The organism is Streptomyces sp. NPDC102514 (assembly GCF_055584525.1).
Genome location: NZ_JBVJLW010000007.1, coordinates 166156 through 188866 on the forward strand (window position 1 = coordinate 166156; position 22711 = coordinate 188866).

The 22711-nt window shown below is 71.5% G+C and carries 18 protein-coding genes and 1 pseudogene; 4 read left to right on the top strand and 15 right to left on the bottom strand.

Annotation, left to right across the window (positions count from 1 at the left end):
- Positions 1-84: 84 nt before the first annotated feature.
- Complete coding sequence (locus ACZ60E_RS19690) at positions 85-1470, top strand: serine/threonine-protein kinase (protein WP_469442275.1); 1386 nt, start codon at positions 85-87, stop codon at positions 1468-1470.
- A gap of 437 nt (positions 1471-1907) precedes the next feature.
- Here ACZ60E_RS19690 and ACZ60E_RS19695 read toward each other — a convergent pair whose 3' ends face one another.
- The 10 genes and pseudogenes from ACZ60E_RS19695 to ACZ60E_RS19740 form a co-directional block, all read right to left on the bottom strand.
- The gene (locus ACZ60E_RS19695; RefSeq protein WP_384810263.1) at positions 1908-2726 is read right to left on the bottom strand and encodes a TrmH family RNA methyltransferase; all 819 of its coding nucleotides are present in this window, start codon (positions 2724-2726) and stop codon (positions 1908-1910) included.
- Between the two features lie 64 nt (positions 2727-2790).
- On the bottom strand, positions 2791-4059 hold the full coding sequence (cobA, locus tag ACZ60E_RS19700; protein WP_469441974.1) for a uroporphyrinogen-III C-methyltransferase: 1269 nt from the start codon (positions 4057-4059) through the stop codon (positions 2791-2793).
- Between the two features lie 245 nt (positions 4060-4304).
- A complete protein-coding gene (gene cobT / locus ACZ60E_RS19705; RefSeq protein WP_469441975.1) occupies positions 4305-8258 on the bottom strand; it encodes a nicotinate-nucleotide--dimethylbenzimidazole phosphoribosyltransferase in 3954 nt (1317 codons plus the stop codon).
- Positions 8259-8765: 507 nt separating this feature from the next.
- Entirely contained in the window at positions 8766-9974 is a 1209-nt protein-coding gene (cbiE, locus tag ACZ60E_RS19710; protein WP_384810272.1) for a precorrin-6y C5,15-methyltransferase (decarboxylating) subunit CbiE, read from the bottom strand.
- Positions 9975-10202: 228 nt separating this feature from the next.
- Positions 10203-10841, bottom strand: a complete 639-nt coding sequence (locus ACZ60E_RS19715; RefSeq protein ID WP_384810274.1) for a GNAT family N-acetyltransferase — start codon at positions 10839-10841, stop codon at positions 10203-10205.
- Positions 10842-10994: 153 nt separating this feature from the next.
- A complete protein-coding gene (locus ACZ60E_RS19720; protein ID WP_384810276.1) occupies positions 10995-11828 on the bottom strand; it encodes a MetQ/NlpA family ABC transporter substrate-binding protein in 834 nt (277 codons plus the stop codon).
- Positions 11829-11890: 62 nt separating this feature from the next.
- Positions 11891-12718, bottom strand: a complete 828-nt coding sequence (locus tag ACZ60E_RS19725) for a MetQ/NlpA family ABC transporter substrate-binding protein (protein WP_384810279.1) — start codon at positions 12716-12718, stop codon at positions 11891-11893.
- A 293-nt stretch (positions 12719-13011) separates the two neighbouring features.
- Positions 13012-13719 (bottom strand): annotated as a pseudogene (locus ACZ60E_RS19730) (methionine ABC transporter permease); the annotation flags it as partial.
- Positions 13716-14759 carry a methionine ABC transporter ATP-binding protein gene (locus ACZ60E_RS19735; RefSeq protein ID WP_469441979.1) on the bottom strand — a complete coding sequence of 348 codons (1044 nt, stop codon included), beginning with the start codon at positions 14757-14759 and terminating at the stop codon, positions 13716-13718. The gene ACZ60E_RS19735 and the pseudogene ACZ60E_RS19730, both read right to left, overlap by 4 nt.
- A 388-nt stretch (positions 14760-15147) precedes the next feature.
- Complete coding sequence (locus ACZ60E_RS19740; RefSeq protein ID WP_469441980.1) at positions 15148-15795, bottom strand: HAD family hydrolase; 648 nt, start codon at positions 15793-15795, stop codon at positions 15148-15150.
- A gap of 69 nt (positions 15796-15864) precedes the next feature.
- On the opposite strand from ACZ60E_RS19740, the gene ACZ60E_RS19745 reads away from it, so the two are divergent.
- Both ACZ60E_RS19745 and ACZ60E_RS19750 read left to right on the top strand, forming a co-directional pair.
- Positions 15865-16224 (top strand): hypothetical protein, encoded by a 360-nt coding sequence (locus ACZ60E_RS19745; RefSeq protein ID WP_107019741.1) that lies wholly within the window; start codon positions 15865-15867, stop codon positions 16222-16224.
- 1 nt (position 16225) lies between these two features.
- Entirely contained in the window at positions 16226-16672 is a 447-nt protein-coding gene (locus tag ACZ60E_RS19750; protein WP_469441981.1) for a hypothetical protein, read from the top strand.
- An 81-nt stretch (positions 16673-16753) separates the two neighbouring features.
- Here the strand turns inward: ACZ60E_RS19750 and ACZ60E_RS19755 are convergent, their stop codons facing one another.
- From ACZ60E_RS19755 to ACZ60E_RS19765, 3 genes are all read right to left on the bottom strand, one after another.
- Positions 16754-17257 carry a GNAT family N-acetyltransferase gene (locus ACZ60E_RS19755; protein WP_469441983.1) on the bottom strand — a complete coding sequence of 168 codons (504 nt, stop codon included), beginning with the start codon at positions 17255-17257 and terminating at the stop codon, positions 16754-16756.
- Between the two features lie 46 nt (positions 17258-17303).
- On the bottom strand, positions 17304-17810 hold the full coding sequence (locus ACZ60E_RS19760) for an RNA polymerase sigma factor (RefSeq protein WP_469441985.1): 507 nt from the start codon (positions 17808-17810) through the stop codon (positions 17304-17306).
- Positions 17811-17970: 160 nt separating this feature from the next.
- Positions 17971-19173: a glycerophosphodiester phosphodiesterase gene (locus tag ACZ60E_RS19765; RefSeq protein ID WP_469441987.1), complete on the bottom strand. Its 1203-nt coding sequence runs from the start codon at positions 19171-19173 to the stop codon at positions 17971-17973.
- A gap of 456 nt (positions 19174-19629) precedes the next feature.
- On the opposite strand from ACZ60E_RS19765, the gene ACZ60E_RS19770 reads away from it, so the two are divergent.
- Complete coding sequence (locus ACZ60E_RS19770; protein ID WP_107019745.1) at positions 19630-20322, top strand: lysophospholipid acyltransferase family protein; 693 nt, start codon at positions 19630-19632, stop codon at positions 20320-20322.
- A gap of 231 nt (positions 20323-20553) precedes the next feature.
- Here the strand turns inward: ACZ60E_RS19770 and ACZ60E_RS19775 are convergent, their stop codons facing one another.
- Both ACZ60E_RS19775 and ACZ60E_RS19780 read right to left on the bottom strand, forming a co-directional pair.
- Positions 20554-22071 carry an MFS transporter gene (locus ACZ60E_RS19775; protein WP_469441989.1) on the bottom strand — a complete coding sequence of 506 codons (1518 nt, stop codon included), beginning with the start codon at positions 22069-22071 and terminating at the stop codon, positions 20554-20556.
- Positions 22068-22619: a TetR/AcrR family transcriptional regulator gene (locus tag ACZ60E_RS19780; RefSeq protein WP_384810299.1), complete on the bottom strand. Its 552-nt coding sequence runs from the start codon at positions 22617-22619 to the stop codon at positions 22068-22070. The genes ACZ60E_RS19775 and ACZ60E_RS19780 overlap by 4 nt, the downstream gene beginning before the upstream one ends.
- Positions 22620-22711: the final 92 nt, after the last annotated feature.

Below are 22711 nucleotides of genomic sequence, written 5' to 3' on the forward strand. Positions count from 1 at the left end.
GTCGGGCCGCGAGGGCGCGGCCTCTGCGCGCACCCGGCCGCGGAAACGTAAGCTGTGGCTCGTCAAACGGACCGGGCAGCGGGGATGGACATGGCGATGATGCGCCTGAGGCGCGAGGACCCGCGTGTCGTCGGCTCGTTCAGGCTTCACCGACGGCTCGGCGCGGGCGGGATGGGCGTTGTCTATCTGGGCTCCGACCGGCGCGGCCAGCGGGTCGCGCTGAAGGTGATCCGGCCCGACCTCGCGGAGGACCAGGAGTTCAGGTCGCGCTTCGCCCGCGAGGTGTCGGCGGCGCGGCGGATCAGGGGCGGGTGCACCGCGCGGCTCGTCGCCGCGGATCTGGAGGCCGAGCGGCCCTGGTTCGCGACCCAGTACGTTCCCGGGCCCTCGCTGCACGACAAGGTCACCGAGGACGGGCCTCTCTTCGCGGCCGAGGTCGCGGCCGTCGGCGCCGCCCTCTCCGAAGGGCTCGTCGCCGTGCACGAGGCCGGTGTCGTCCACCGGGACCTCAAGCCGTCGAACATCCTGCTGTCCCCGAAGGGGCCGCGCATCATCGACTTCGGCATCGCCTGGGCGACCGGGGCGAGCACGCTCACGCACGTGGGTACGGCCGTGGGGTCGCCCGGGTTCCTCGCGCCGGAGCAGGTGCGGGGTGCGGCGGTCACGCCGGCCACGGATGTCTTCGCGCTCGGCGCGACGCTGGCGTACGCCGCGACGCAGGACTCGCCCTTCGGGCACGGCAGTTCCGAAGTGATGCTCTACCGGGTGGTGCACGAGGAGCCGCAACTGCACGGCGTGCCCGACGCGCTGGCCCCTCTCGTACGCGCCTGTCTGGCGAAGGATCCCGAGGAGCGGCCCAGCACGCTGCAGTTGTCGTTGCGGCTCAAGGAGATCGCGGCGCGGGAGGCGCAGGGTATGGGCGAGGCCCGGCCGCCCGCGCCCCGTGCGGCGGAGGCCGACCGGCCGACCGGGCGGCTCGCCGACGATTACGACGACTATCCGGAGCAGCGGACGCAGCGGCGGACGCAGGGGTCTTCCGGGCCTCGTGGGAACGGGTCGTCCTCGCGGTCGGGGGCGCGTCCGCCGGCTCCCTCGCGGGGTGGTTCGAATCGGTCCGGATCTGGCTCCGGGTCCGGGTCCGGCAGCAGGGCCGGGCAGTCCGGCAGTCGGGCCGGGCAGTCCGGGAGTCGGAGCGGGGCGCCGCGGAGCGGGACGGGGCGGTCTGGGCCTCGGACCGGGCCGCGGACCGGGCCTCGGACCACCGGGACCGGGCGGCGGCCCGCCAATCCGCGGCTGTTGCGGCAGCGGTTGTTCGTGTTCGTGGTGGTGACGTTGCTCGTGGCGCTGGCGATTGCTGCGGCGCAGGGGTGTCAGGGGCCTGCTCGGGGGCTTGATCGTGAGGGGTCCCCTGGCGGGGGCGTGTCGCAGGAGCAGTCGTATCGGCAGGGTGGGCTTCACCACGGCGGGTAGGGCGGGTAGGGGTTGTTCGTCGGGTGCGGGTGCGTTGTGGCTGGGCGCGCCGTTCCCTGCGGCCCCCCTGCGGGGCGCGACGGGGTTGCTCGTCGGGTGCGGGTGCGTCGTGGCTGAGCGCGCCGTTCCCCGCGCCCCTTACGGGGCACACCGGCGTTAGTCGTCGGCTGACGGTGCGTCGTGGTTGGGCGCGCCGTTCCCCGCGCCCCTTTTGGGGCGCTGTCGTGGCCGCCTGTTATGAAAGATCCGGCTCGGCCGGTAAGCGTGTTCGTCGGGTGCGGGGCCGTGGGGGCTTGTCGCGCCGTTCCCCGCGCCCCTTACGGGGCAATACCGGCATTAATCGTCGGCTGACGGTGCGTCGTGGTTTGGCGCGCCGTTCCTCGCGCCCCCTGCGGGCGCCCCGGTCGTCGCCGCGGCGGTCTCCGGGGCGTGCGGGTTTAGCGGGTTGGTCTGCCTGTTGCTACCGCGTAGAACGCGACCGCTGCTGCCGCTCCTACGTTCAGGGAGTCGACTCCGTGGGCCATGGGGATGCGGACCCATTCGTCCGCCGCCACCAGGGCCTGGGTGGACAGGCCGTCTCCCTCCGCGCCGAGCATCAGGGCGACGCGGTCCATGCGGTGCGGGGCCACCTCGTCGAGGGTCTTGGCCTTTTCGTCCGGGGTGAGTGCGAGGAGGCCGAAGCCCGCCTCGCGGACCGAGTCGAGACCCTTGGGCCAGGAGTCCAGGCGTGCGTACGGCACGGCGAAGACGGCGCCCATGGAGACCTTCACCGAACGCCGGTACAGCGGGTCCGCGCAGTCCGGTGAGAGCAGGACCGCGTCCATGCCGAGGGCGGCGGCGGAGCGGAAGATCGCACCGATGTTGGTGTGGTCGTTGACCGACTCCATGACGACGACCCGGCGGGCCGTGCGGAGCAGGTCGTCGGGGGTGGGCAGCGGTTTGCGCTGCATGGAGGCGAGCGCGCCGCGGTGCACGTGGTAGCCGGTGACCTGTTCGGCGAGGTCGGGGCTGACCGCGTACACCGGGGCCGGGAGTTCGTCGATGACGTCGCGCATGACGTCGACCCACTTGGCGGACAGCAGCATCGAGCGCATCTCGTAGCCGGCGTCCTTGGCCCGTCTGATGACCTTCTCGCCCTCGGCGATGAACAGGCCCTCGGCCGGTTCGCGCTTGCGGCGCAGCTCCACGTCGGTCAGGCCTGTGTAGTCACGCAGGCGCGGGTCGGCTGGGTCCTCAACGGTGATGAGATCGGCCACAGGGTGATACTGCCTTGTCCTGAGTGCGGTGCCAACGGCTTGGAACGGGTTGTGTTACCCGGGGTTACTCAGAGGTCCCGTCAGAGGCCCCGTCGGACGTCTCGAACGAGCCGTCCGCCCCCACGGTCACGACCTCCCCGATGACGATGACCGCCGGCGGCCGTACCTCCTCGGCCCGGGCGGTGTCGCCGACCGTCGCCAGGGTCGCGTCGACGCGGCGCTGCGCCGCGGTCGTGCCCTCCTGGACGAGCGCCACGGGGGTACCGGGCGCCTTGCCGTTCTCGATGAGGGTACGGGCGATCGCGCCGATCTTGTCCACGCCCATCAGCACGACCAGGGTGCCGCGGAGCTTGGCGAGCGCAGCCCAGTCGACCAGGGAGCGTTCGTCGTCGGGGGCCACATGGCCGCTCACGACCGTGAACTCGTGGGCGACCCCGCGGTGCGTGACCGGGATGCCCGCCGCGCCCGGCACGGAGATCGAACTGGAGATGCCCGGGACGACCGTGCAGGAGATGCCCGCCTCGGCCAGCGCCTGGGCCTCCTCCATGCCCCGGCCGAACACGAAGGGGTCGCCGCCCTTGAGACGGACCACCGACTTGCCCTGCAGGGCGTGCTCGATGAGCGCGTTGTTGATGGCCTCCTGGGCCATGAAACGCCCGTACGGGATCTTCGCCGCGTCGATCACCTCGACGTGCGGCGGGAGTTCGGCGAGCAGGTCGCGCGGGCCCAGGCGGTCGGCGATGACCACGTCCGCCTCGGCGAGGAGACGCCGGCCGCGGACCGTGATCAGGTCCGGGTCGCCGGGACCGCCGCCGACCAGGGAGACGCCGGGCGTACGGGTGCGGTGGTGGGGCGCCACGAGGGTGCCGTCGCGCAGGCCCTCGACCACCGCGTCGCGGATGGCCGCGGTGTGGCGGGGGTCGCGGCCCTTGGCGTCCGTCGTCAGGACGGCCACCGTGACGCCCTCGCTGTGGCCCGTCGCCGGGGTCCAGGCGGTGGCCTCGTCGGCGTCGTCCGCGCGGACGCACCACACGCGGCGCGCCTCCGCCTCGGCGGAGGCCTCTGCGTTCGCCGCGGAGTCGGGGGTGGCGATCAGGACGTACCAGGATTCCGCGAGGTCGCCCGACGCGTACCGGCGCCTCGTCCAGGTCAGTTCGCCGGCGTCCGCCATCGCCTCGACCGAGGGGGTCGCGGACGGGGACACGAGCTGGATGTCCGCGCCCGCCGCGATGAGGGCCGGGAGGCGTCGCTGGGCGACCTGGCCGCCGCCGAGGACCACGACACGGCGGCCGGCGAGGCGGAGGCCTACGGGGTAGGCGGGGTTTTCGGCCATGGAGGTGCGGCTCCTCAAGCGGGTGGTGCGGGGTGGCGCGCTGCGGCGGTGGAGCGGGCCTGACGTGCGGATTTTATGGGGCGGGGTGGTGGGGGGCCGGGGTGGGTGGGGGTACTTTCCCCTGGCCCGCCCCTTCCCGAAACCGGGGCTGTGCCCCGGGCCCCCCGCGTGTGCGGGTCCGTCGTCGGTCTGTGCCCACCCGTTCCGCCCTGCGGAACGCCTGCCCACAGACCGACGACTCGCGCCTACTTCTCGGTCACGCCCGCCGAGTCGAACGTCGCCACCTCGTGCATCGCCCTGGCCGCGCTCTGGACCACCGGCAGGGCCAGGAGGGCGCCCGTGCCCTCACCGAGGCGGAGGTCGAGGTCCACCAGGGGGCGCAGGCCCAGCTTGTTGAGGGCGGCCACATGGCCGGGCTCGGCGCTGCGGTGGCCCGCGATGCAGGCCGCGAGTACCTCGGGGGCGATCGCGCGGGCCACCAGGGCGGCGGCGCCCGCGCTGACACCGTCCAGGATCACCGGCGTACGCAGGGAGGCGCCGCCGAGGAGGAGGCCCACCATCGCGGCGTGCTCCAGGCCGCCGATGGCCGACAGGACGCCGATCGGGTCGGCCGGGTCCGGCTGGTGGAGTTCCAGGGCGCGGCGGACGACCTCGGTCTTGCGGGCCAGGGTCTCGTCGTTGATGCCGGTGCCGCGGCCGGTGACCTCGGCCGGGTCGCTGCCGGTGTAGACGGAGATCAGGGCGGCCGACGCCGTGGTGTTGGCGATGCCCATCTCACCCGTGATCAGCGCCTTGTTCCCGGCCGCCACCAGGTCGCGGGCGGTCTCGATGCCCACCTCGATGGCCGACCTGACCTCCTCGCGGGTCAGCGCGGGGCCGGTCGTCATGTCGGCCGTGCCCGCCCGGACCTTGCGGGGCAGCAGGCCGGGGGTCGCGGGCAGGTCGGAGGCCACGCCCACGTCGACGACGCAGACCTCGGCGCCGACCTGGGCGGCGAAGGCGTTGCAGACCGCGCCGCCGCCGAGGATGTTGGCCACCATCTGGCCCGTGACCTCCTGGGGCCACGGGGTGACGCCCTGGGCGTGTACGCCGTGGTCGCCCGCGAAGATCGCGACGGCCGCCGGTTCCGGGATGGGCGGCGGGCACATCCGGGAGAGCCCGGAGAGCTGCGCGGAGATGATCTCCAGCATACCGAGGGCCCCGGCCGGCTTGGTCATGCGCTTCTGGCGCTCCCAGGCCTCGCCGAGCGCCTTGGCGTCCAGCGGCCGGATGTTGGTGATGGTCTCGGCGAGCAGGTCGTGCGGCTCCTCGCCGGGCAGGGCGCGACGGCCGTACGTCTCCTCGTGGACCACCCAGGACAGCGGGCGGCGCTTGGACCAGCCCGACTGCATCAGCTCGGGCTCGTCCGGGAACTCGTCTACGTATCCGACGCAGAGGTAGGCGACGACCTCGAGGTGCTCGGGCAGGCCGAGGCCGCGGACCATCTCGCGCTCGTCGAAGAAGCTGACCCAGCCCACGCCCAGGCCCTCGGCACGGGCCGCGAGCCACAGGTTCTCGACGGCGAGCGCCGAGGAGTACGGGGCCATCTGCGGCTGGGTGTGGCGGCCCAGTGTGTGCCGGCCGCCCCGGGTCGGGTCGGCGGTGACGACGATGTTCACCGGGGTGTCGAGGATGGCCTCGATCTTCAGTTCCTTGAACTGCTTCGCGCGGCCCTTGGGCAGCGACTTGGCGTACGCCTCCCGCTGGCGCGCGGCCAGTTCGTGCATCGAGCGCCGGGTCTCCGCCGAGCGGATGACGACGAAGTCCCAGGGCTGCGAGTGGCCGACGGAGGGCGCCGTGTGGGCCGCCTCCAGGACGCGGAGCAGCACGTCGTGCGGGATGGGGTCGCTGCGGAAGCCGTTGCGGATGTCGCGGCGCTCGCGCATCACGCGCAGGACGGCCTCGCGCTCGGCGTCGTCGTAGCCGGGCGCGGCCTGGCCGGTGGACTCAGGTGTCTGCGCCACGGCGGCCGTGCTCTCTTCCTGGTCGGCGGCCCGGGTGTCCAGGTCTTCCGCCTGCTGTGCGACTACGGGCTCGGGGCTGTCGTCCGCGGCCTCGGCGACCGGCGCGGGCTCCCTGGGGGCCGGCAGTACGAGGATCGACTCGTCGTCCGGTTCGTCCTCGGACGCGGTGTCGGGCCCTGCGGCGGGGATCGGCGCGAGTGCCGGTTCCGGGGCGGGCTCAGCCACGGGTTCAGCCACGAGCTCCGGCGCGGGCTCCGGCGTGAAGTGCTCGACGGACGCCGCGGGCGGGGTCGCCGCCGCCTCGGCTGTCTGCTCGGCCTGCTCCTCGGGGAGGGGCGTCACCGGCATGCCGTGCGGCGGGGTGGGAGCCAGGTGCGGGGTGGTCGGGACCGTGCCCTCGACCGGCACGAACTGTCCGGCCTGCGCGGCCGGAGCAACCTGGTCGGCCGGGGCGATCTCCGCGGCTTGTCCGGCGGGCTGCTCCGGCGCCGCCTGGAAGTCGTCCTGCGGCTGGGCAGCCTCGCCCAGTGCCTGACCCTGCGACTCGTCCCCGGGAATCTGGTCGGCGGGTGCCATGGGTACCTCGGGGTGCGCGATGGGGTCGGGCTGCGCCTGCTGTGCCGTGACGGGGACACCGATGCTCGGGTCGACACCCGTCACGGGCTCTACGGGCTCTACGGCCTCGGCGGCGTCCTGGATCTGGACGGCCTCCGCGACAACGGGCTCACCCTCCACCGGCTGGGGCTGCGGCTCCTGGAGTGCGGCCTGCGGTCCGGCCTCGGCGAAAGGGGCGGCCGTGTCCTGAGACTGCGGTTCCACCAGGTGGACGGGGTGCGGGACCTCGGCGGCGTACTCGGGGTGCTGCGTCGCGTCTTCGGCAACCGGGGCGACGGGGGGCTCGGTGGCGTACTGTCCGGCCTCCTCGTCCGACGGGTGGGCGAAGTGGACGGCGGCGGGTGCGGCCGGGAAGGACGCGGGCTGGGGGGCGTGCGGGAAATCGGGGAGCGCCTGGGCGTACTCGGATCCGAGGCCCCCTTCCGGGGCCTGCGGGAACAGCGAACCGTCGGCGAGCTGCGGGGCCTGCGCGTAGTCCTGGACCAGGACCGGTTCCGGGAACTGGACGGCATCCGGCGCCGGGACGGCTTCCCCGGGCTGCGCGATGCCGGTCGGCTGGTCCGGGGCCGGGGCCGTGGGCTGAACCACCGGTTCCGGCTGCGGAGGGACGTACGCCTCCTCGGCGGCCTGCTCGGCAACCTGCGGAGCCTCCGGAACCGGTACGGCACCCACTGCCGCCGCCTCTGCCGCTGCCGCTTCGTCCGCACCGGCCTCGGTGGGCTCCACGACGGGCTGTGCGGACGGCACCTCGTGCACCGGGTCGGCGCCCGAGGCGTCCTGCGCCTGCACCTGTGCCTGCTCCTGCGGGACCTCGGGCGTCTGCTCCGCCACCGGAGCCTCGACGGCCTGCTCCTGCGGAGCGGGCACCTCCTGGCTCTCGGCGAGCGACGGCCCGGCCCCCGCGTCGGGCGTCAGCGCGCCGGACGGCTGCGCATCGGGCGCCTGCGCGACCGGCGCGGCCCCTGCGGTCACCGGGGCGCCCGCGTATGCCCCCGCGCCCTCCGGGAAGACCGTTTCTGCAGGCGTGCCCTCGGAAACGACCTGTGCCACCGGGGGCGCGACCTGGACCTGAGCCCGGGCGCCCCACGGAGACGCGCCCTGCAACGCGATCTCGTCACGCGGTGCGTCGAGGTACTCGGGACCGGACACGACCGGAGCGACCTGCCGTACGGGGAACGCGGCGGCCGGGGCCCCCGCCGGACCGCGGTCCGCGAGCGACCGCACCGGGCTGCCGGCGCCGTTCGGGGTCGGCGGGCCGAGGTGCAAGGGGCGACGGGCGACGGGCGGCTGCGGCGCGGAGGACGACATCCGGACGGCGCTGAGGTCGACCGAACCGCTGTCGCGGCCCGACGTCTCGTGCGGACCGGGCTCGTGGACGGCCTCGACGACCGGTACGGGGACCGGTGGGGCCACCTCGTTGCCCCACGCACCCTGGGCGCCCGGCAGCAGCAACAGGTCTTCGTCTTCGGCGGTGGGCTCGGAGAGGTAGGTGTACGCACCGGGGGCGGGGACGCCCGGCTGCTCCACCATGCCTGCGTTCTCCGGCAGTCCCTCGCCCGGGACCTGGCCGGTGTCGGTCATGCGTACCCCTCGCCCATCGGTTTAGTGCTCCTACGACCTGCTCGTCCGGGGCGGCGCACCGACCGCCCGTCATGAGAACGAGCACGCGGGCCGGGCGGCACGAACGACCGGTCGACAAAGCCATTAACTGGCATTGTCGCGGTCGGCCCGCCACCGCGACAGGGTGATCCGTCACGGCCCGCTGTGGACTGCGCCACTTTGCGCGTCCTCCGGTTCTGCCGTACCACACGCCCCTCAAAATGGGTGCGTTTCGCGGGCATTGACCGGCGAAATACCGGACAAGCCGATTGCAGTACAACGATCGGCCAGCCTACCGCGCGCAGTACGACAACAGGATCACAGGACGGCGATCAGCGGGCGGCCCGGCGCCCGAAGGGGCGCGGGGCTGTGACATTGTGCGGCTCCGCCGCAGGGCGCGCTCAGCCACGACGCACGGCAGCCAACTCACCGCTCCCTCTCCCCCAGCAGAGCACCAGGCGGAGCACCCCGCGAAGCGCTGAAACGGAGCTACGGCCGGCGTTCCAGCTCCCCCGAGAGCAGGAACACCACACTCCGCTCCTTCTCCGTCCACGCGCGGGTGTCCAGCTCCACGGACTGCAGAAGGGCGCACTCGACCCGGTAACCGTGCTCGGTCAGGTCGCGGCCGATGAGTTCGGCGGCGTCGCGGGTGGACGCGTGGGTGACGATCCGCTCGGGGCGCCGGTCGGCGACGGCGGAGACCACCGCGGCACCGCCGCCCCCGACGCGCACGACGTCCGGCTCGGGGAGGTTCTCCAGGATGTGCGGTGCGGTGCCGTGCGCGATCTGGAACTGGACGCCGAACCGGCGGGCGGTCGCCATCGTGCGGGCGCAGGCGTCCGCGTCGCGGTCGACGGCGATGACGGCGGCGCCGCAGCGCGCGGCCTCCGTGGCGAAGGCGCCGCTGCCCGAGCCGATGTCCCAGACGAGGTCGCCGATCCGCGGCCCCAGGCGGGCGAGTTGGGCGGCGCGCAGCACCTCGGTCTCGCCCTCCCCCAGCTCGTCGCCGTACATCTCGTCGGGCAGCGCCCAGCCGCGCGGGCCGGTGCCCGGGTCGCGGCCGGCGAACCAGCCGCCGCCCTCTGAGGAGGTGACCGGGCCGCCCATGACGATGACGACGTTCGGGTCGCGCCAGGTGTGGTCGGCGACCTTGTCCGAGGTGAGGATCGAGACGCGCTCGCGCTCGGTGCCGAGCTCCTCGCAGATGACGAAGGTGCGGTGGACCCCTTCGAGGAGCAGTCCGAGTTCGGCGGGTCCGGCGCCGGGTGAGGTGAGGACGGCGACCTTGGTGTGGGCGCGGCACACATTCACCGCGCGTCGCAGGGTGCGCCGGTGTGCGACGACCACCTGTGCGTCGTCCCAGGGCATCCCGGCGCGGGCGAAGGCGGCGGCCACGGACGAGACCGCGGGCACGACCTCGACCTCCAGGCCGAACTCGGGGTCGCGCAGGGTGCGTACGACTCCGAAGAAGCCGGGGTCCCCGTCGGCGAGGACGACGGCCGTGCCGCGGTGGGCGGTGATGCGGCGGGCCGCGAGGGCGACGCTGCCGAGCCGGATACGTTCGGCGGCCGGGGGCACCTCGGGGAGGGTGAGGTGGTGTGCCGCGCCCGCCACGAGTGTGGCGGCGCCGAGAGCCGAGCGCGCCGCGTCCGTCAGCGGCGAGCCGTCACAGCCGATCACCGTGACCCGGTCGGCCATCGTTGTCAGTCTCCTGGAGTCATCGCAGGTCGTCGGATGGGCGGCGGGCCGCCGGGCAAGGGCCCGGAGCCCCGTGAGCGTACCTCGTGACGTCCGGGGGTGTCGGCGGGGGTCTCGGCGCGGTCGTGGGTGGGGCTGCCGGTGCGGTGCGCGGTGGGGACGTGGACCGGGACCGGGGCCCCTTCCGGCCTCGGCCGGTCCGTTCCAGCCGGTCCGGTTCCAGCCGGTTCAGTTCCAGTCGGAGTACGCGGTGAAGCCACCGGTGTCGGCGAGCTGCTCGGCGATGCCCTCGATGTCCTCGGGAAGCAGGCCCCACACGATGAAGTCGGTGCGCAGGTCCTCCCAGCGCCCGTCCTCGGTGCGGGTGCGCGCTATGCAGGCGCCCCGCAGGACGCCCTCGCTGATGCAGCCGATCTTCTGCGCGACCTGCTGGGAGGCGGTGTTGTCCGCCGCCGTGCGCAGTTCGAGACGCTCGAACTTCTGGTCGTTGAACAACCATTGGGCGGTGGCGAGCGCCGCCTCGGAGGCGTAGCCCTCACCGCGGGCCCAGGGGGCGGTGATGTACGACAGCTCCGTGGAGCGGACATGCCAATTCGTGTTGCCGAGCTGGATGATGCCGACCAGGCGCTGGGTGAGGAACTCCACGACGACCAGGTCGAGTCCACGGCCGGCGGTGCGCTCGGTGGGCGCGTACTCGTCGATCCACCTGCGGGCGGCGGCCTCGGTGAAGGGCTGCGGCACGGACGTCCAGGCCGCGACCTGTTCGTCGTTCATCATCTCCGTGAAGGCCGGAATGTCCTCGTCCTCAAGAGGGCGCAGCACCAACCGCTCCGTGTTCAGGGAGATGTCGGGGAAGGTGTTCGTCATGCGCCGCTCCGTAACCATCAGGGACCGTCGGGCCTGCTGAACTGCCCAGCATGCAGCATGCAGGCACCGAACTGCACCACGGAGTCGGCTCCTTGTCGATGAGTCGACACCGTGGCGCAGCGGGAACAGGCCGGGGACGGCCGGGGTTCGGCGTCACCCGGACGTGACGGGCAGCACCGATCCCTTGTACTTGTCCTGGATGAACTTCCGTACTTCGTCGGAGGTCAGGAGCTCGGCGAGCTTCCGGACCCGCGGGTCGTCCTCGTTGCCCTTCTTCACGGCGAGGAGGTTCGCGTACGGGTTGTTCTTCGCGGACTCCAGCAGGACGGCGTCGTCGGCCGGGCTGAGGCCCGCGTCCTGGGCGTAGTTGTTGTTGATGACCGCGGCGGCCACGTCGTCCAGGGAACGCGGCAGCTGCGCCGGTTCGAGCTCCTTGAACTTCAGGTTCTTCGGGTTCTTCACGATGTCGCCCGGGGACGCGGTCGTACCGGCCCCCGCCTTGAGCGTGATGACACCCTCCGAGGCGAGGAGTTTCAGGGCGCGGCCCTCGTTGGTGATGTCGCTGGGCACCGCGACGGTGACGCCGTCGGGGAGGTCGGCGACGTCCTGGACCTTCTTCGAGTACACGCCCATGGGCGGCAGGTACGCGTCCACGACCGGGACCAGGTCGGTGCCCTTGGACTTGTTGAAGTCGTCCAGGAACGGCTCGTTCTGGTACAGGTTCGCGTCGAGGGAGCCCTCCTGGAGCGCGGTGTTCGGCAGGACGTAGTCCGTGAACTCCTTGATCTCCAGGTCGAGTCCGTTCTTCGCGGCGAGGTCCTTCTTGATGTACGACAGGACCTCGCCGGCCGGGACCGCGGTGGCGCCGACGACGAGCGTGCCGCCGTCACCTCCGCCGCCGGAGCCCTCGTCCTTCGCGCCGCAGGCGGTCAGGGTCAGGCCGAGGGCCAGTGCGGCGACGGCCGCGGAGATGACGGGCTTGCGCATCGTCGGCGCCTTCCTCAGGTGGTTCGGTGGTCCGGGTGACCCGGGCGGTGCGGAGCGGTCGGTCAGAAGGACGCGGTGACGGAACCGGCGTACTTGTCCTCGATGAACTTCTTGACCTTGGCGGAGGTCAGGAGCTTGGCGAGCTTCTTGACGCGCGGGTCGTCCTCGTTGCCCTCCTTGACGGCGAGGAAGTTGCCGTACGGGTTGTCGTCGGCGGACTCCAGCACGAGGGCGTCCTCGGAGGGCTTGAGGTCGGACTCGATGGCGTAGTTGCCGTTGATGACGGCCGCGTCGACGTCGTCCAGGGAGCGCGGGGTCTGGGCCGCCTCCAGCTCCTTGAACTTGAGGTTCTTCGGGTTCTTCGCGATGTCCTTGGGGGTCGCGTCGTTGCCCGCGCCGTCCTTGAGCGTGATGATCCCGTTGGCGTCGAGGAGCTTGAGCGCCCGCGCCTCGTTGACCGTGTCGTTCGGGACGGCGACCGTCGCGCCGCTCTTCAGCTCGTCGGCCTTCTTGATCTTGCTGGAGTAGAGGCCGAGCGGTTCCAGGTGGACGGTGACGACGGGCACGATGTGGGTGCCGTTCTTCTTGTTGAAGTCGTCGAGGTACGGCTGGTTCTGGAAGTAGTTGGCGCCGACCGAGCCGTCCTCGGTCGCGGTGTTCGGCAGGACGTAGTCCGTGAACTCCTTGACCTGGAGGTCGAGTCCCGCGTCCTTCGCGAGGTTGTCCTTCACGTAGTTCAGGATCTCGGCGTGGGGCACGGGGCTGGCGGCCACGATCAGCGGCCCGCTCGTGTCGGAGGCGTCGTCCTTGTCCGAGCCGCAGGCCGTGAGGCCCAGGGTGAGGGCTCCGGCGGCGAGGACGGCGGTGGTGAGCTTTACGGTGTTACGCACGAAAAGTGCCTTTCCATTTGGGCTGGGTGACCCCGCGAAGGGTGTGCGGGGACGTCTGCGGGTGTGGGTGGGGACGCGTACGGGAGGCGTGGCGTACGCGGTGATGGGGCCGTACGGAGGTCTCGGCGGTCTCAGGCGACCTTGTGCGCGTCGGCCGCGGGCGTCTCGGCGGAGGTGCCCGCGTCCGCGGGACCGGAGCCGGAACCGGCCTCGGAACCGGAACCGGCCTCGGAGCCGGAGCCGGCCTCGGTGCCGGTGCCGCTGTCGGTGGTCGCCCGGGAACCGGAGTTCGCCGCGGCCCTGCTCCTGAGCAGCCTGAGCCGCGGCGCGGCACCGGACTGGCCGCCGCGCCGGTGCAGCCCCCGCGCGGCGTAGTCGCCGACGAACTGGATGAGGGAGATGACCACGGCGAGAACGGCCACGGTGATCCACATGAGTTCGGTCTCGAAGCGCTGGTAGCCGTAGCGGATGGCGATGTCTCCGAGGCCGCCCGCGCCGACGGTGCCGGCCATCGCGGAGTAGCCGATGAGGGCGACGATCGTCGTCGTGGTGCTGGAGATCAGCGACGGCAGCGACTCGGGGACGAGGACCTTGCGCACGACGGTCCAGGTGTTGCCGCCCATCGACTGCACGGCCTCGACGAGCCCGCCGTCCACTTCGCGGACAGCCGTCTCGACCAGGCGCGCGAAGAACGGGATGGCACCGATCGCGAGGGGCACGATGGCGGCCTCACGGCCGATGGTGGTGCCGGTGATCGACCGGGTGAAGCCCATCAGCGCGACCATCAGGATGATGAACGGCATCGAGCGGGCGATGTTCACGACCTGCCCGATGACCTTGTTCAGCACGGTGTTCTGCAGCAGGCCGCCCCGGTCGGTGAGGACCAGCAGGATGCCCAGCGGCAGACCGCCGACGACGGCGATGACCGTCGACCAGCCGACCATGTAGAGGGTGTCCCAACACGCCTGCTCCAGCAGCGGCTGCATCTCGGACCAGGTCACTTGGCACCTTCCTTCACCAGCGCGGACGCCAGGGCCGCTTCTCCGACGAGCTCGATCTGCAGTCCCTGCTCGCGCAGGAAGCCGATCGGCACGACGTTGTCCTCGTACCGCCCGGGAAGTTCGATGCGCATACGGCCGACCTGCCGCCCCGCGACGGTGTCCATCGCAGCGCCGAGGATCGAGATGTCGATGTTGTACGTGCGCGAGAGCTGCGAGATGACCGGCCGGGTCGCGGCGTCGCCGTGGAAGGTGACGTCGATGACCGTGCGGTCGTCGCCCGAGGCGTCGCCGCTGACCGGGAAGAGCGCGGCGGCCAGCTCGGAGCCGGGGGTGGCCAGCAGTTCGGTGACGGTGCCGGACTCGACGATCTGCCCGTTCTCCATGAGCGCCGCCGAGTCGCAGACGGTCTTGACGACGTCCATCTCGTGCGTGATGAGCAGGACGGTCAGACCCAGCTGACGGTTCAGGTCGCGCAGCAGGTGGAGGATCGCGCGGGTGGTCTCCGGGTCCAGGGCGCTGGTCGCCTCGTCCGACAGGAGCACCTTCGGGTCGCCCGCCAGGGCGCGGGCGATGCCGACGCGCTGCTTCTGGCCGCCGGAGAGCTGGGCCGGGTAGGACTTGGCCTTGTCGGTGAGACCGACCAGGTCGAGCAGTTCCAGCGCCTTGCGGGAACGCTCCTTGCCCGACTTCCCGAGGATCTCCAGCGGCAGCTCGACGTTGTCCTGGACGGTCCGCGTCGACAGCAGGTTGAAGTGCTGGAAGACCATGCCGATACGGCTGCGTGCCTGCCGCAGCTCCTTGCCCGCGCGCGGGCCGCGCCCGGCGAGGGCCGTGAGGTCCTGTCCGGCGACGCTCACGGTGCCGGCGGTGGGGCGCTCCAGCAGGTTGACGCAGCGGATGAGGGAGGACTTGCCGGCGCCGGACTGTCCGATGACGCCGTACACCTCGCCTTCGCGGACATGCAGATCGACGCCGTCCAGGGCGGTGACCTCTCGGCCGCGTGAGCGGTAGACCTTGGTCAGGCCTGTTGTCGTGATCACTGGGTTTCCATCACTGTCGAGTGCGGGGCGTGGGTGTGCGCCGGGCACGGGTGCATTTCGGTCGAACGCGGCACGGTCGTCGACGCGGTGGCGTCAGGAACCGGGCTTCGGCGGAACTGCGTGCGCGGGGCAGGCTCAGTCGCGTACGGAAAGGGCGTACGGGCAGACGTGAGCGGACTCGCTTCGGGGCGCGAGGCTGGGGGCGGTGCGGGGGCCCTCTAGAAGGCGCACATTCGACACATACAGCGAGCACCGGGCGTCATGGTCGCCTCGGTCGCAAGGATGCGGCTGCTCGTCGTGGTCATGAGAAAATTAAAGCAGATCTTTGCGCGGTACAGGGAACCGCTGTCCGCATCACGGACAGCGGTGGACACCCCTCGGACATCTCTCAGTCCCTGACGGAGAGCTCCACTCCCTCGTCGGTGACCAGTGCTGACACGGCCGAGAGGTCCTCGACCACGACGTCCGCGGTCAGCTCGTCGGCCCGGTGCGTTGTGGTCAATGCCACGGTGGTCATCCCGGCCGCGCGGCCCGCCTGGAGACCCGCGGGCGCGTCCTCGAAGACGACACAGCGGGCCGGGTCCACGCCGAGCCGCCGGGCGGCGAGCAGGAACGGCTCGGGGTCGGGCTTGCCGCGCGTGATGTCGTCGGCGGCGACCAGGTTCTTCGGGCTGATGCCGACCTCGGCGAGACGGGCCTCGCCCAGCCGCCGGGTGGCGGAGGTGACGACGGCCCAGCGGTCGGCGGGCAGCGAGTCGAGGAGGGCCTTCGTCCCGGGCAGCAGGTGCACGCCGCCCGCGACGTCCTCCACCTCCAGCTGCTCGATGCGCACGACGGCCTCGGGGACCCTGGCGGCCGGCAGCAGGTCGGCGGCTATCTCGGCGGCCGGGCGGCCGTGCAGCTCGACCCGGGCGAACTCCTCGGCAGTGATCCCGTACTCCGCGGCCCACCTGCTCCAGCATCGGTACACCGACTCGAGGGACGAGACGAGTGTTCCATCGTTGTCGAACAGCAGGGCATCGGCTTGGATCTTCATGCCCTCGACCCTACGGGGCAGCCCGGGGGCGAGGGCATCGGGCCTTTTGGCCCGTAATAGGGTCGCGGCATGCTTGATGCCCTGACGGTCGCGACGGCCGTCGCCGCGCTCGCGCTCGCCGCCTGGTGCGGCTGGGCCGCCTACCGGGACCAGCCGACCAAGGACTGGCACTTCATCGGCATGGCCGTGGTGACGCTCCTCACCCTCGTCCAGCTGGTGGTCGGCATCGTCCTGCTGGCCCGCGGTGAGAAGCCGGAGCAGGGCACGACGATCTTCGTGTCCTATCTGATCGGCGCGCTCGCGTGCATCCCGGCGGCGGGGTTCATGTCCCTGGCGGAGCGCACGCGCTGGGGTTCGATCACGGTCGCCGCGGGCGGCGTGGTCCTCGCGGTACTGCAGGTACGGCTCTACGACATCTGGGGAGGCTGAGATGGCGGTGCCCGCCGGGAGTCCCGGGACGCCCGAGGACTCCGGGAAGCCCGGCCGCACACGGCTCATCGGCGGCCCCGGCATGCTGCTGGTCTGGCTGTACGGGGTGATGGTCGTCGGCGCCGTGTCGCGCTCGGTCGTCCAGATCGCGACGGAGTTCGACAAGGCGCCGCTCGCCTACTCGCTGTCGGCGGTGGCCGGCCTCGTGTACGGCTTCATCACCTACTCGCTCGTACGCGGCGGCGAGCGGGCCCGCAGGGCGGCGCTGGTGTGCTGCGCCGCCGAACTCGCGGGTGTCCTGGTCGTCGGCACGTGGACGCTGGCCGACCCCTCGGCCTTCCCCGACGCCACGGTCTGGTCGGACTACGGAATGGGCTACCTGTTCATCCCGGTCCTGCTCCCGATCACAGCGATGTTCTGGCTGCGCAGGTCACGCAAGGCCCCGTAGGGGCGCGGGGAACTGCGCGCCCGGCCACGACGGACCCGCAGACTCCCACCGGCCGCCGTACAGAGCCGCCGCGCAGAGCCGCTACGCGCTGGCGACGAACGCGCTGGCCTGCGCATCCTTCGCCAAGATGACGAGACTGAGCCGCTCGTCGACCCGCTCGGTCGCCACCGGCTCGTACCCGTGCTTCCGGTACAACCGCAGATTCCGGTCACTGCGATGCCCGGTGAAGAGCTGGAAGCTCTTCGCCCCGGCGTCCGCCGCGAGCCGCGACTCGATCGCGTCGAGCAACCGTCCGCCCAGCCCGTGCCGCTGCATCCGTGGATGCACGATCAGCTTGTCGATCCGGGCCGTGCCGTCCGCGCCCACGGAGCCGCGCACCGAGGCCACCACCTCGTCGCGGAGCCGGGCCACCAGGACCGTGCCGTCCGTGAGCTCCGTCTTGAGGGAGTCCAGCGGCTGGGTGAGGGGCTCGATGCTGTAGTCGCCGTACAGCTCGGCCTCGCTCTGGTAGCAGAGGAACTGCAGTTTGAGGATCTGTTCGGCGTCCTGTTCGGTCGCCGCCGAGATGGTCACGCTCATGCCCATGTGTGCATGCCTCCCGCTCACCTGTTCCGCCGGTTGTCCTTCACTCCTATCCCCGCCGTTCATGCGCCGCAACCTCCGATGTGAGCATTCGGCGCAGACAACTCAGGCATCTGGAACGATCCGGACCGAGACTGCCCTGTGAGATACCCAACTCCCCCGCGATCTCCCGGTAGGTGAGGTCTTTCGGGGACAGCAGAGCCGCCATGAGGCGCGGGCAGCGGCCCGGCAGCCGTCGTACGGCGGAGTGCAGGGCGCGGCGCCGGGCGGCGCTGAGTGCCAGCTGCTCGGGGCCCGGCCCGCTGTCGTCGGCGGGCTCGGACGCGTACGGCCGTTCGATGTTCGCGGTGCGCCCCGCACGCCGCGCCTCGGTGCGGACGGCGACGCGCAGCCAGGCGGCCGGATCGGTGGGCGGGCCGTCCGTGCCGAGGCGTTCCAGGAGGCGCACCCAGACGTCCTGCTCCAGGTCACTGGACTCGGTCCCGGAGGCATATGCCTCGGCCGAGGCCTCGGCGACGAGCAGGGGGCGCAGTGTGTCGAGCATGTCGTGGGTCATATGCGGCACGACGCGACCGCCCCGGCGCGAGGTTGCCGGGACGGCCGTGCGTCACCCGACCGGGTCCGCGGGCGCGATCGTTGACGACCGGGATCGCGGACGGATCGGTACTGGATCAGCTCCGGATCGGTTCTGGATCAGCTCCGGATAAGGTTCCGGGTCAGTTCTTCTTGAGGAAGTCCTCGCGGGCAAGGATGCCGGTGTCCGGGTTGTCGGTGAAGACGCCGTCGATGCCGGTGGCGAAGTACGTGGCGAAGGCGCCGAAGGCGTCACCGTAGGCGTCCGCGTCGGTGCCCTTGCGGAAGTTCGCGGGCAGGAAGGGGTTCTCGTTGCGCATCGTGTACGGGTGCAGGACCAGGCCCTCGGCGTGCGCGTCCCGGACCAGGGTGGTCGGCGTGGTGAGGTTGCCGCTCGCGTCCTTCGGGATGATCAGGTCGAGGGTCGGTCCGATGCCCTGCGCGTAGGAGGCGATCCACTTCAGGCCCGCGGGCCTGACCAGGTCGGCGACCGTACGCGGGTCGCCCGTCTCCACGAAGTCCCAGGGGCGGGTGTTCGCCGCGGACAGGAGCACGGCCAGGGGGTTGTCCACCAGCTTGTTCAGGCGCTGGATGCTGGTCGGCTCGAAGGACTGGAGGATGACCGGCGAGTTCTTCTTGTCCAGGCCGTGCCTGCGCAGCACCTTGGCGACGCGCTCCTCCAGGCCGAGGCCCAGCTTGCGGAAGTAGGTGGGGTGCTTCAGCTCGGGGTAGATCCAGACCTGCCGGCCGAGCTTCCTGCTCTGCTCCTCGCGCCAGCGCAGCGCCTCTTCGAAGGTGGGGATCTCCCAGCGGCCGTCGTAGAGCGTGTTGTGCGGACGGTTGGCCGGGACCCGCTCCTTGGCGCGGAGGGTCTTCAGCTCGGCGAGCGTGAAGTCCTCGGTGAACCAGCCGGTCGTGGACACCCCGTCGAGGAGCTTGGTGACCTTGCGGTCCGCGAACTCCGGGTGCGCGGCGACGTCCGTCGTACCGCCGATCTCCGGCTCGTGGCGGCAGACGAGGTGACCGTCCTTGGTCGGCACCAGGTCGCCGGCCTCGATGATGTGCGCGCCCATGTCGAGGGCGAGCTGGTACGAGCCGAGCGTGTGCTCCGGGCGGTAGCCGCTGGCTCCGCGGTGTCCGATGACCGTGGGCTTGGGCAGGCTCTTGTAGCCGCCGTTGTAGCTGCCGTTCCCGTGCTTCTCGCCGGCTCTCGCCGTACCCGGCAGTCCGAGGACCGCTCCGCCGGCGCCGAGGACCGCGGCCCCGAGCAGTGCGCGCCGGCCCGGGGTGGTCCCGGTGCGGCCCTCGTTCGAGTCCTGCGTGTCGTGCGTCCCCTGCGTGCCCATGAGCGCTCCTCCGCATACTGCCCTGCACCTGTCAAAGCGGGACTGATCGTAGGTGGGGTGCGGTGACGGGTGGGAGACCTTGGACGGAACACGTGGGTGACGGTGGGTGTCTTCCTGCCACTGTCCCGGGGGGCTGCGCCCCCGGACCCCCCTGTCGCGCTCGCGCGCTCGTCCTCAAACGCCGGACGGGCTGAAAAGGAAAGGCGGTCGGCGGTCGGCGGCAGACAGAAGTTTGGGTTGCCGTGGGTGGGAACCTGCCCCATGAGGGCTAACTCGTGCGGATTTCGTCACACCGTCTCGTATGGATGACAGCCGTGTGACACGGCGCCACCCCAGGTAAACAAGGGTCAACAGTGCGTATCCAGTCGGTGAACCCGATGTGCAAGACCCCGGCGCGCGCGAGTATCGTCCTCACCTGCACAGACTTGACACCCACACAGACTTGTCACCCACCCCTTGACACCGGAGGGCCCGTTGTCCCGCTTCGCGCTCATCAAGGCAGTGCTCGGACCGATCATGCGCCTGATGTTCCGCCCACGGGTGGAAGGTGCGGAGCGCATCCCGGGCACGGGCCCGGTCATCCTCGCCGGCAACCATCTCACGTTCATCGACTCGATGATCATGCCGCTGTTCTGCGACCGCCAGGTCTTCTTCATCGGCAAGGACGAGTACGTCACCGGCAAGGGCCTCAAGGGGCGGCTGATGGCGTGGTTCTTCACCGGCTGCGGCATGATCCCGGTCGACCGGGACGGCGGACGCGGCGGTGTCGCGGCGCTGATGACGGGGCGTCGGGTGCTGGAGGAGGGCAAGGTCTTCAGCATCTACCCGGAGGGGACGCGGTCCCCCGACGGGCGGCTCTACCGGGGCCGCACCGGGATCGCGCGGCTCGCGCTGATGACCGGGGCGCCCGTGGTGCCGTTCGCCATCATCGGCACGGACAAGATCCAGCCCGGTGGTGCGGGGTTCCCCCGGCCGGGGCGGGTCACCGTGCGGTTCGGCGAGGCGATGGAGTTCTCGCGGTACGAGGGGATGGATCGGGACCGGTATGTGCTGCGGGCCGTGACGGACTCCGTGATGGCTGAGGTCATGCGGTTGTCCGGGCAGGAGTACGTGGACATGTACGCCACGAAGGCGAAGGAAGCGGCGTAGCTCCGCTGGTTTTTGAGACCGGGTGGTCGTCGGCCTGTCGGGTGCGGGCCGTCTTGGGCCGGTCGCGCAGTTCCCCGCGCCCCTGAGGGGGTGACGGCCGGTGGCACAGTGCCGGTCGTACGTGGTTGAGCGCGCTGTTCCCCGCGCCCCTGGGTGGTGGGGCGCGGGGAACAGTTCGTACGTGATCGTTGTCGTGGGCTGGGCGCGCCGTTCCCCGCGCCCCTTACGGGGCTACAGCTTCTGGTTTTTCAGTAGGTGCCATGCTGCCGCTGACGCGGCCAGGAGGACTGCTGCTCCCAGGCCTGCCGCCAGGGCGACGCCGTCGACGAAGGCCGTGCGGGCCGCGTCCAGTAGGGGCTCGGCGTCAGGCAGGGCCGAGGAGGCCTCCACCGCTCCGCCCAGGGACTCGTGGGCCGCGTCGGCCACTTCCTGGGGTGTGCCCGCCGGGGCCGTGAAGCCCGCGTAGACGCCCGTGACGATCGAGCCCAGCAGGGCGATGCCCAGGGCCGCCCCCAGCTCGTACGCCGTCTCGGAGACCGCGGACGCGGCGCCCGCCTGCTCCTTCGGCACGCTGGAGAGGATCACGTCGGCGGTCACGGTGAACGAGAAGCCCGCGCCGACGCCGACGACCAGCAGGGCCGTGCCGAGGAGCGGATAGCCGGTGGACTGGTCCAGCACGGTCAGCGCGGCCAGGGCGAGCCCGATCGCGGCGAGACCGCCGGCCACGACGGCACGGACCGAGTACCGGCGAGCGAACGTTCCTGCCACCAGCCCCGCCGCCACCGCGCCCACCGCGGCGGGCAGTTCGGCGAGGCCTGCCTCCAGCGGCCCGCGCCCCTGCACTAGTTGCAGGTACTGCGAGAGGAAGAAGACCACTCCGGACAGACCAAGGATGGTCAGCAGGTCGGCCAGTACCGCCCCGGAGAAACCGCGGTTGCGGAACAGCCGCATGTTCAGGAGCGGGACGGGGAGGGTCAGTTGGCGGCGTACGAAGCCGTACAGCGCCGCCGCTCCCAGCAGTGCCGCCGCGCCCGCCGTCGCGTTCGGGCCGTGCGAGGCGGCCTCCTTGATGCCGTACACGATGCCGACCATGCCGACGAGGGACAGTACGACGCTGAGGAGGTCCCAGGGGCCGGGCTCGGGGTTGCGGGACTCCGGCAGGAGCTTCACACCGACCAGGACGAGGACCGCCATCACGGGCAGGTTGATCAGGAAGACCGAGCCCCACCAGAAGTGTTCGAGCAGGAAGCCGCCGAGGACGGGGCCGACCGCCGTACCGGCCGAGGCGGTGGCGCCCCAGATACCGATGGCGAGACTGCGTTCGCGCGGATCGTGGAAGAGGTTGCGGATGAGGGCGAGCGTGGCGGGCATCAGCGTGGCACCCGCGACACCGAGCAACGCCCGCGCCACGATCAGCAGTTCGGGCGTGCTCGCGTAGGCGTTGAGCACGGAGACCAGGCCGAAGGCGACCGAGCCGACGAGCAGCAGCTTCTTGCGGCCGACACGGTCGCCGAGACTGCCCATGGAGACGAGCAGACCGGCGATGACGAACGAGTAGACGTCACCGATCCACAGGAGCTGGTTGCCGGAGGGCTTCAGGTCCTCACTGATGTAGGGGGTCGCGAGACCGAGGACGGTCGCGTCGACGGCCACCAGCAGCACGGCGAGGACGAGGACGGACAGCGCGAGCCAACGGCCCGGTCGCTTCTCCGCCTCCGCCGCGAACGCCGGCCGCGTCGTGCTGGTCATGATTCCTCTCTCCGTAGTGCGCCGCCGAGCAACAGCTCGACGATCATGTACTGGAAGTCCTTGGCCGCCACCCGGCCCTCGCTCACGGCCCACGCCCCGGAGGCGAACAGCCCGTAGAGGGCTTCGGTGAGCCAGGCCGGGGTCAGGTCGATACGGAACTCGCCGCTCTCCTGGCCCCGCCGGAACAGCGCGGCGATCCGGGCGTCGATGCGGGACCAGCCCGCGTTCTGCTCCTCGCCCTCGAACAGCTGGTTCTCGGTGTAGAGGAAGCCGAGCAGGCCCGCGGCGCTCTCGAACTCGCCCACCAGACGGCGTACGGCCTCGCGGGCGGTGTCGTCGTCCAGCCGGGCCGCGTCCAGCGCGGCCTCGCACTCCTGGATGCCCAGCTCTTCGAGCGCCCGTACGAGCGCGTCGCGGCCCGCGAACTGGCGGTGCAGGGTCGCCCGGCTGATCCCGGCCGCCTTGGCGACCTCGTCCATGGTGGCGGTGGCTCTGCGGGTCAGCAGGGCGGCTGCGCTGCGCAGCACGTGTTCACGATCGACGGCCATGAGACAACCATAGCCCACATGAGACATGAATGTCTCATGTGGGGCGTGTGACGCTCACCGGGAGGGGCCGGGGAACGTCAGAAGGGGTGGCC

What these genes read in the sequence shown, in the direction of transcription:
- ACZ60E_RS19690 (WP_469442275.1), top strand. Translation starts at nt 85, where the DNA reads ATGGACATGGCGATGATGCGCCTGAGGCGCGAGGACCCGCGTGTCGTC.
- cobA (WP_469441974.1), bottom strand. Translation starts at nt 4,059, where the DNA reads ATGGCCGAAAACCCCGCCTACCCCGTAGGCCTCCGCCTCGCCGGCCGC.
- cobT (WP_469441975.1), bottom strand. Translation starts at nt 8,258, where the DNA reads ATGACCGACACCGGCCAGGTCCCGGGCGAGGGACTGCCGGAGAACGCA.
- cbiE (WP_384810272.1), bottom strand. Translation starts at nt 9,974, where the DNA reads ATGGCCGACCGGGTCACGGTGATCGGCTGTGACGGCTCGCCGCTGACG.
- ACZ60E_RS19715 (WP_384810274.1), bottom strand. Translation starts at nt 10,841, where the DNA reads ATGACGAACACCTTCCCCGACATCTCCCTGAACACGGAGCGGTTGGTG.
- ACZ60E_RS19720 (WP_384810276.1), bottom strand. Translation starts at nt 11,828, where the DNA reads ATGCGCAAGCCCGTCATCTCCGCGGCCGTCGCCGCACTGGCCCTCGGC.
- ACZ60E_RS19740 (WP_469441980.1), bottom strand. Translation starts at nt 15,795, where the DNA reads ATGAAGATCCAAGCCGATGCCCTGCTGTTCGACAACGATGGAACACTC.
- ACZ60E_RS19745 (WP_107019741.1), top strand. Translation starts at nt 15,865, where the DNA reads ATGCTTGATGCCCTGACGGTCGCGACGGCCGTCGCCGCGCTCGCGCTC.
- ACZ60E_RS19750 (WP_469441981.1), top strand. Translation starts at nt 16,226, where the DNA reads ATGGCGGTGCCCGCCGGGAGTCCCGGGACGCCCGAGGACTCCGGGAAG.
- ACZ60E_RS19755 (WP_469441983.1), bottom strand. Translation starts at nt 17,257, where the DNA reads ATGGGCATGAGCGTGACCATCTCGGCGGCGACCGAACAGGACGCCGAA.
- ACZ60E_RS19760 (WP_469441985.1), bottom strand. Translation starts at nt 17,810, where the DNA reads ATGACCCACGACATGCTCGACACACTGCGCCCCCTGCTCGTCGCCGAG.
- ACZ60E_RS19765 (WP_469441987.1), bottom strand. Translation starts at nt 19,173, where the DNA reads ATGGGCACGCAGGGGACGCACGACACGCAGGACTCGAACGAGGGCCGC.
- ACZ60E_RS19775 (WP_469441989.1), bottom strand. Translation starts at nt 22,071, where the DNA reads ATGACCAGCACGACGCGGCCGGCGTTCGCGGCGGAGGCGGAGAAGCGA.
- ACZ60E_RS19780 (WP_384810299.1), bottom strand. Translation starts at nt 22,619, where the DNA reads ATGGCCGTCGATCGTGAACACGTGCTGCGCAGCGCAGCCGCCCTGCTG.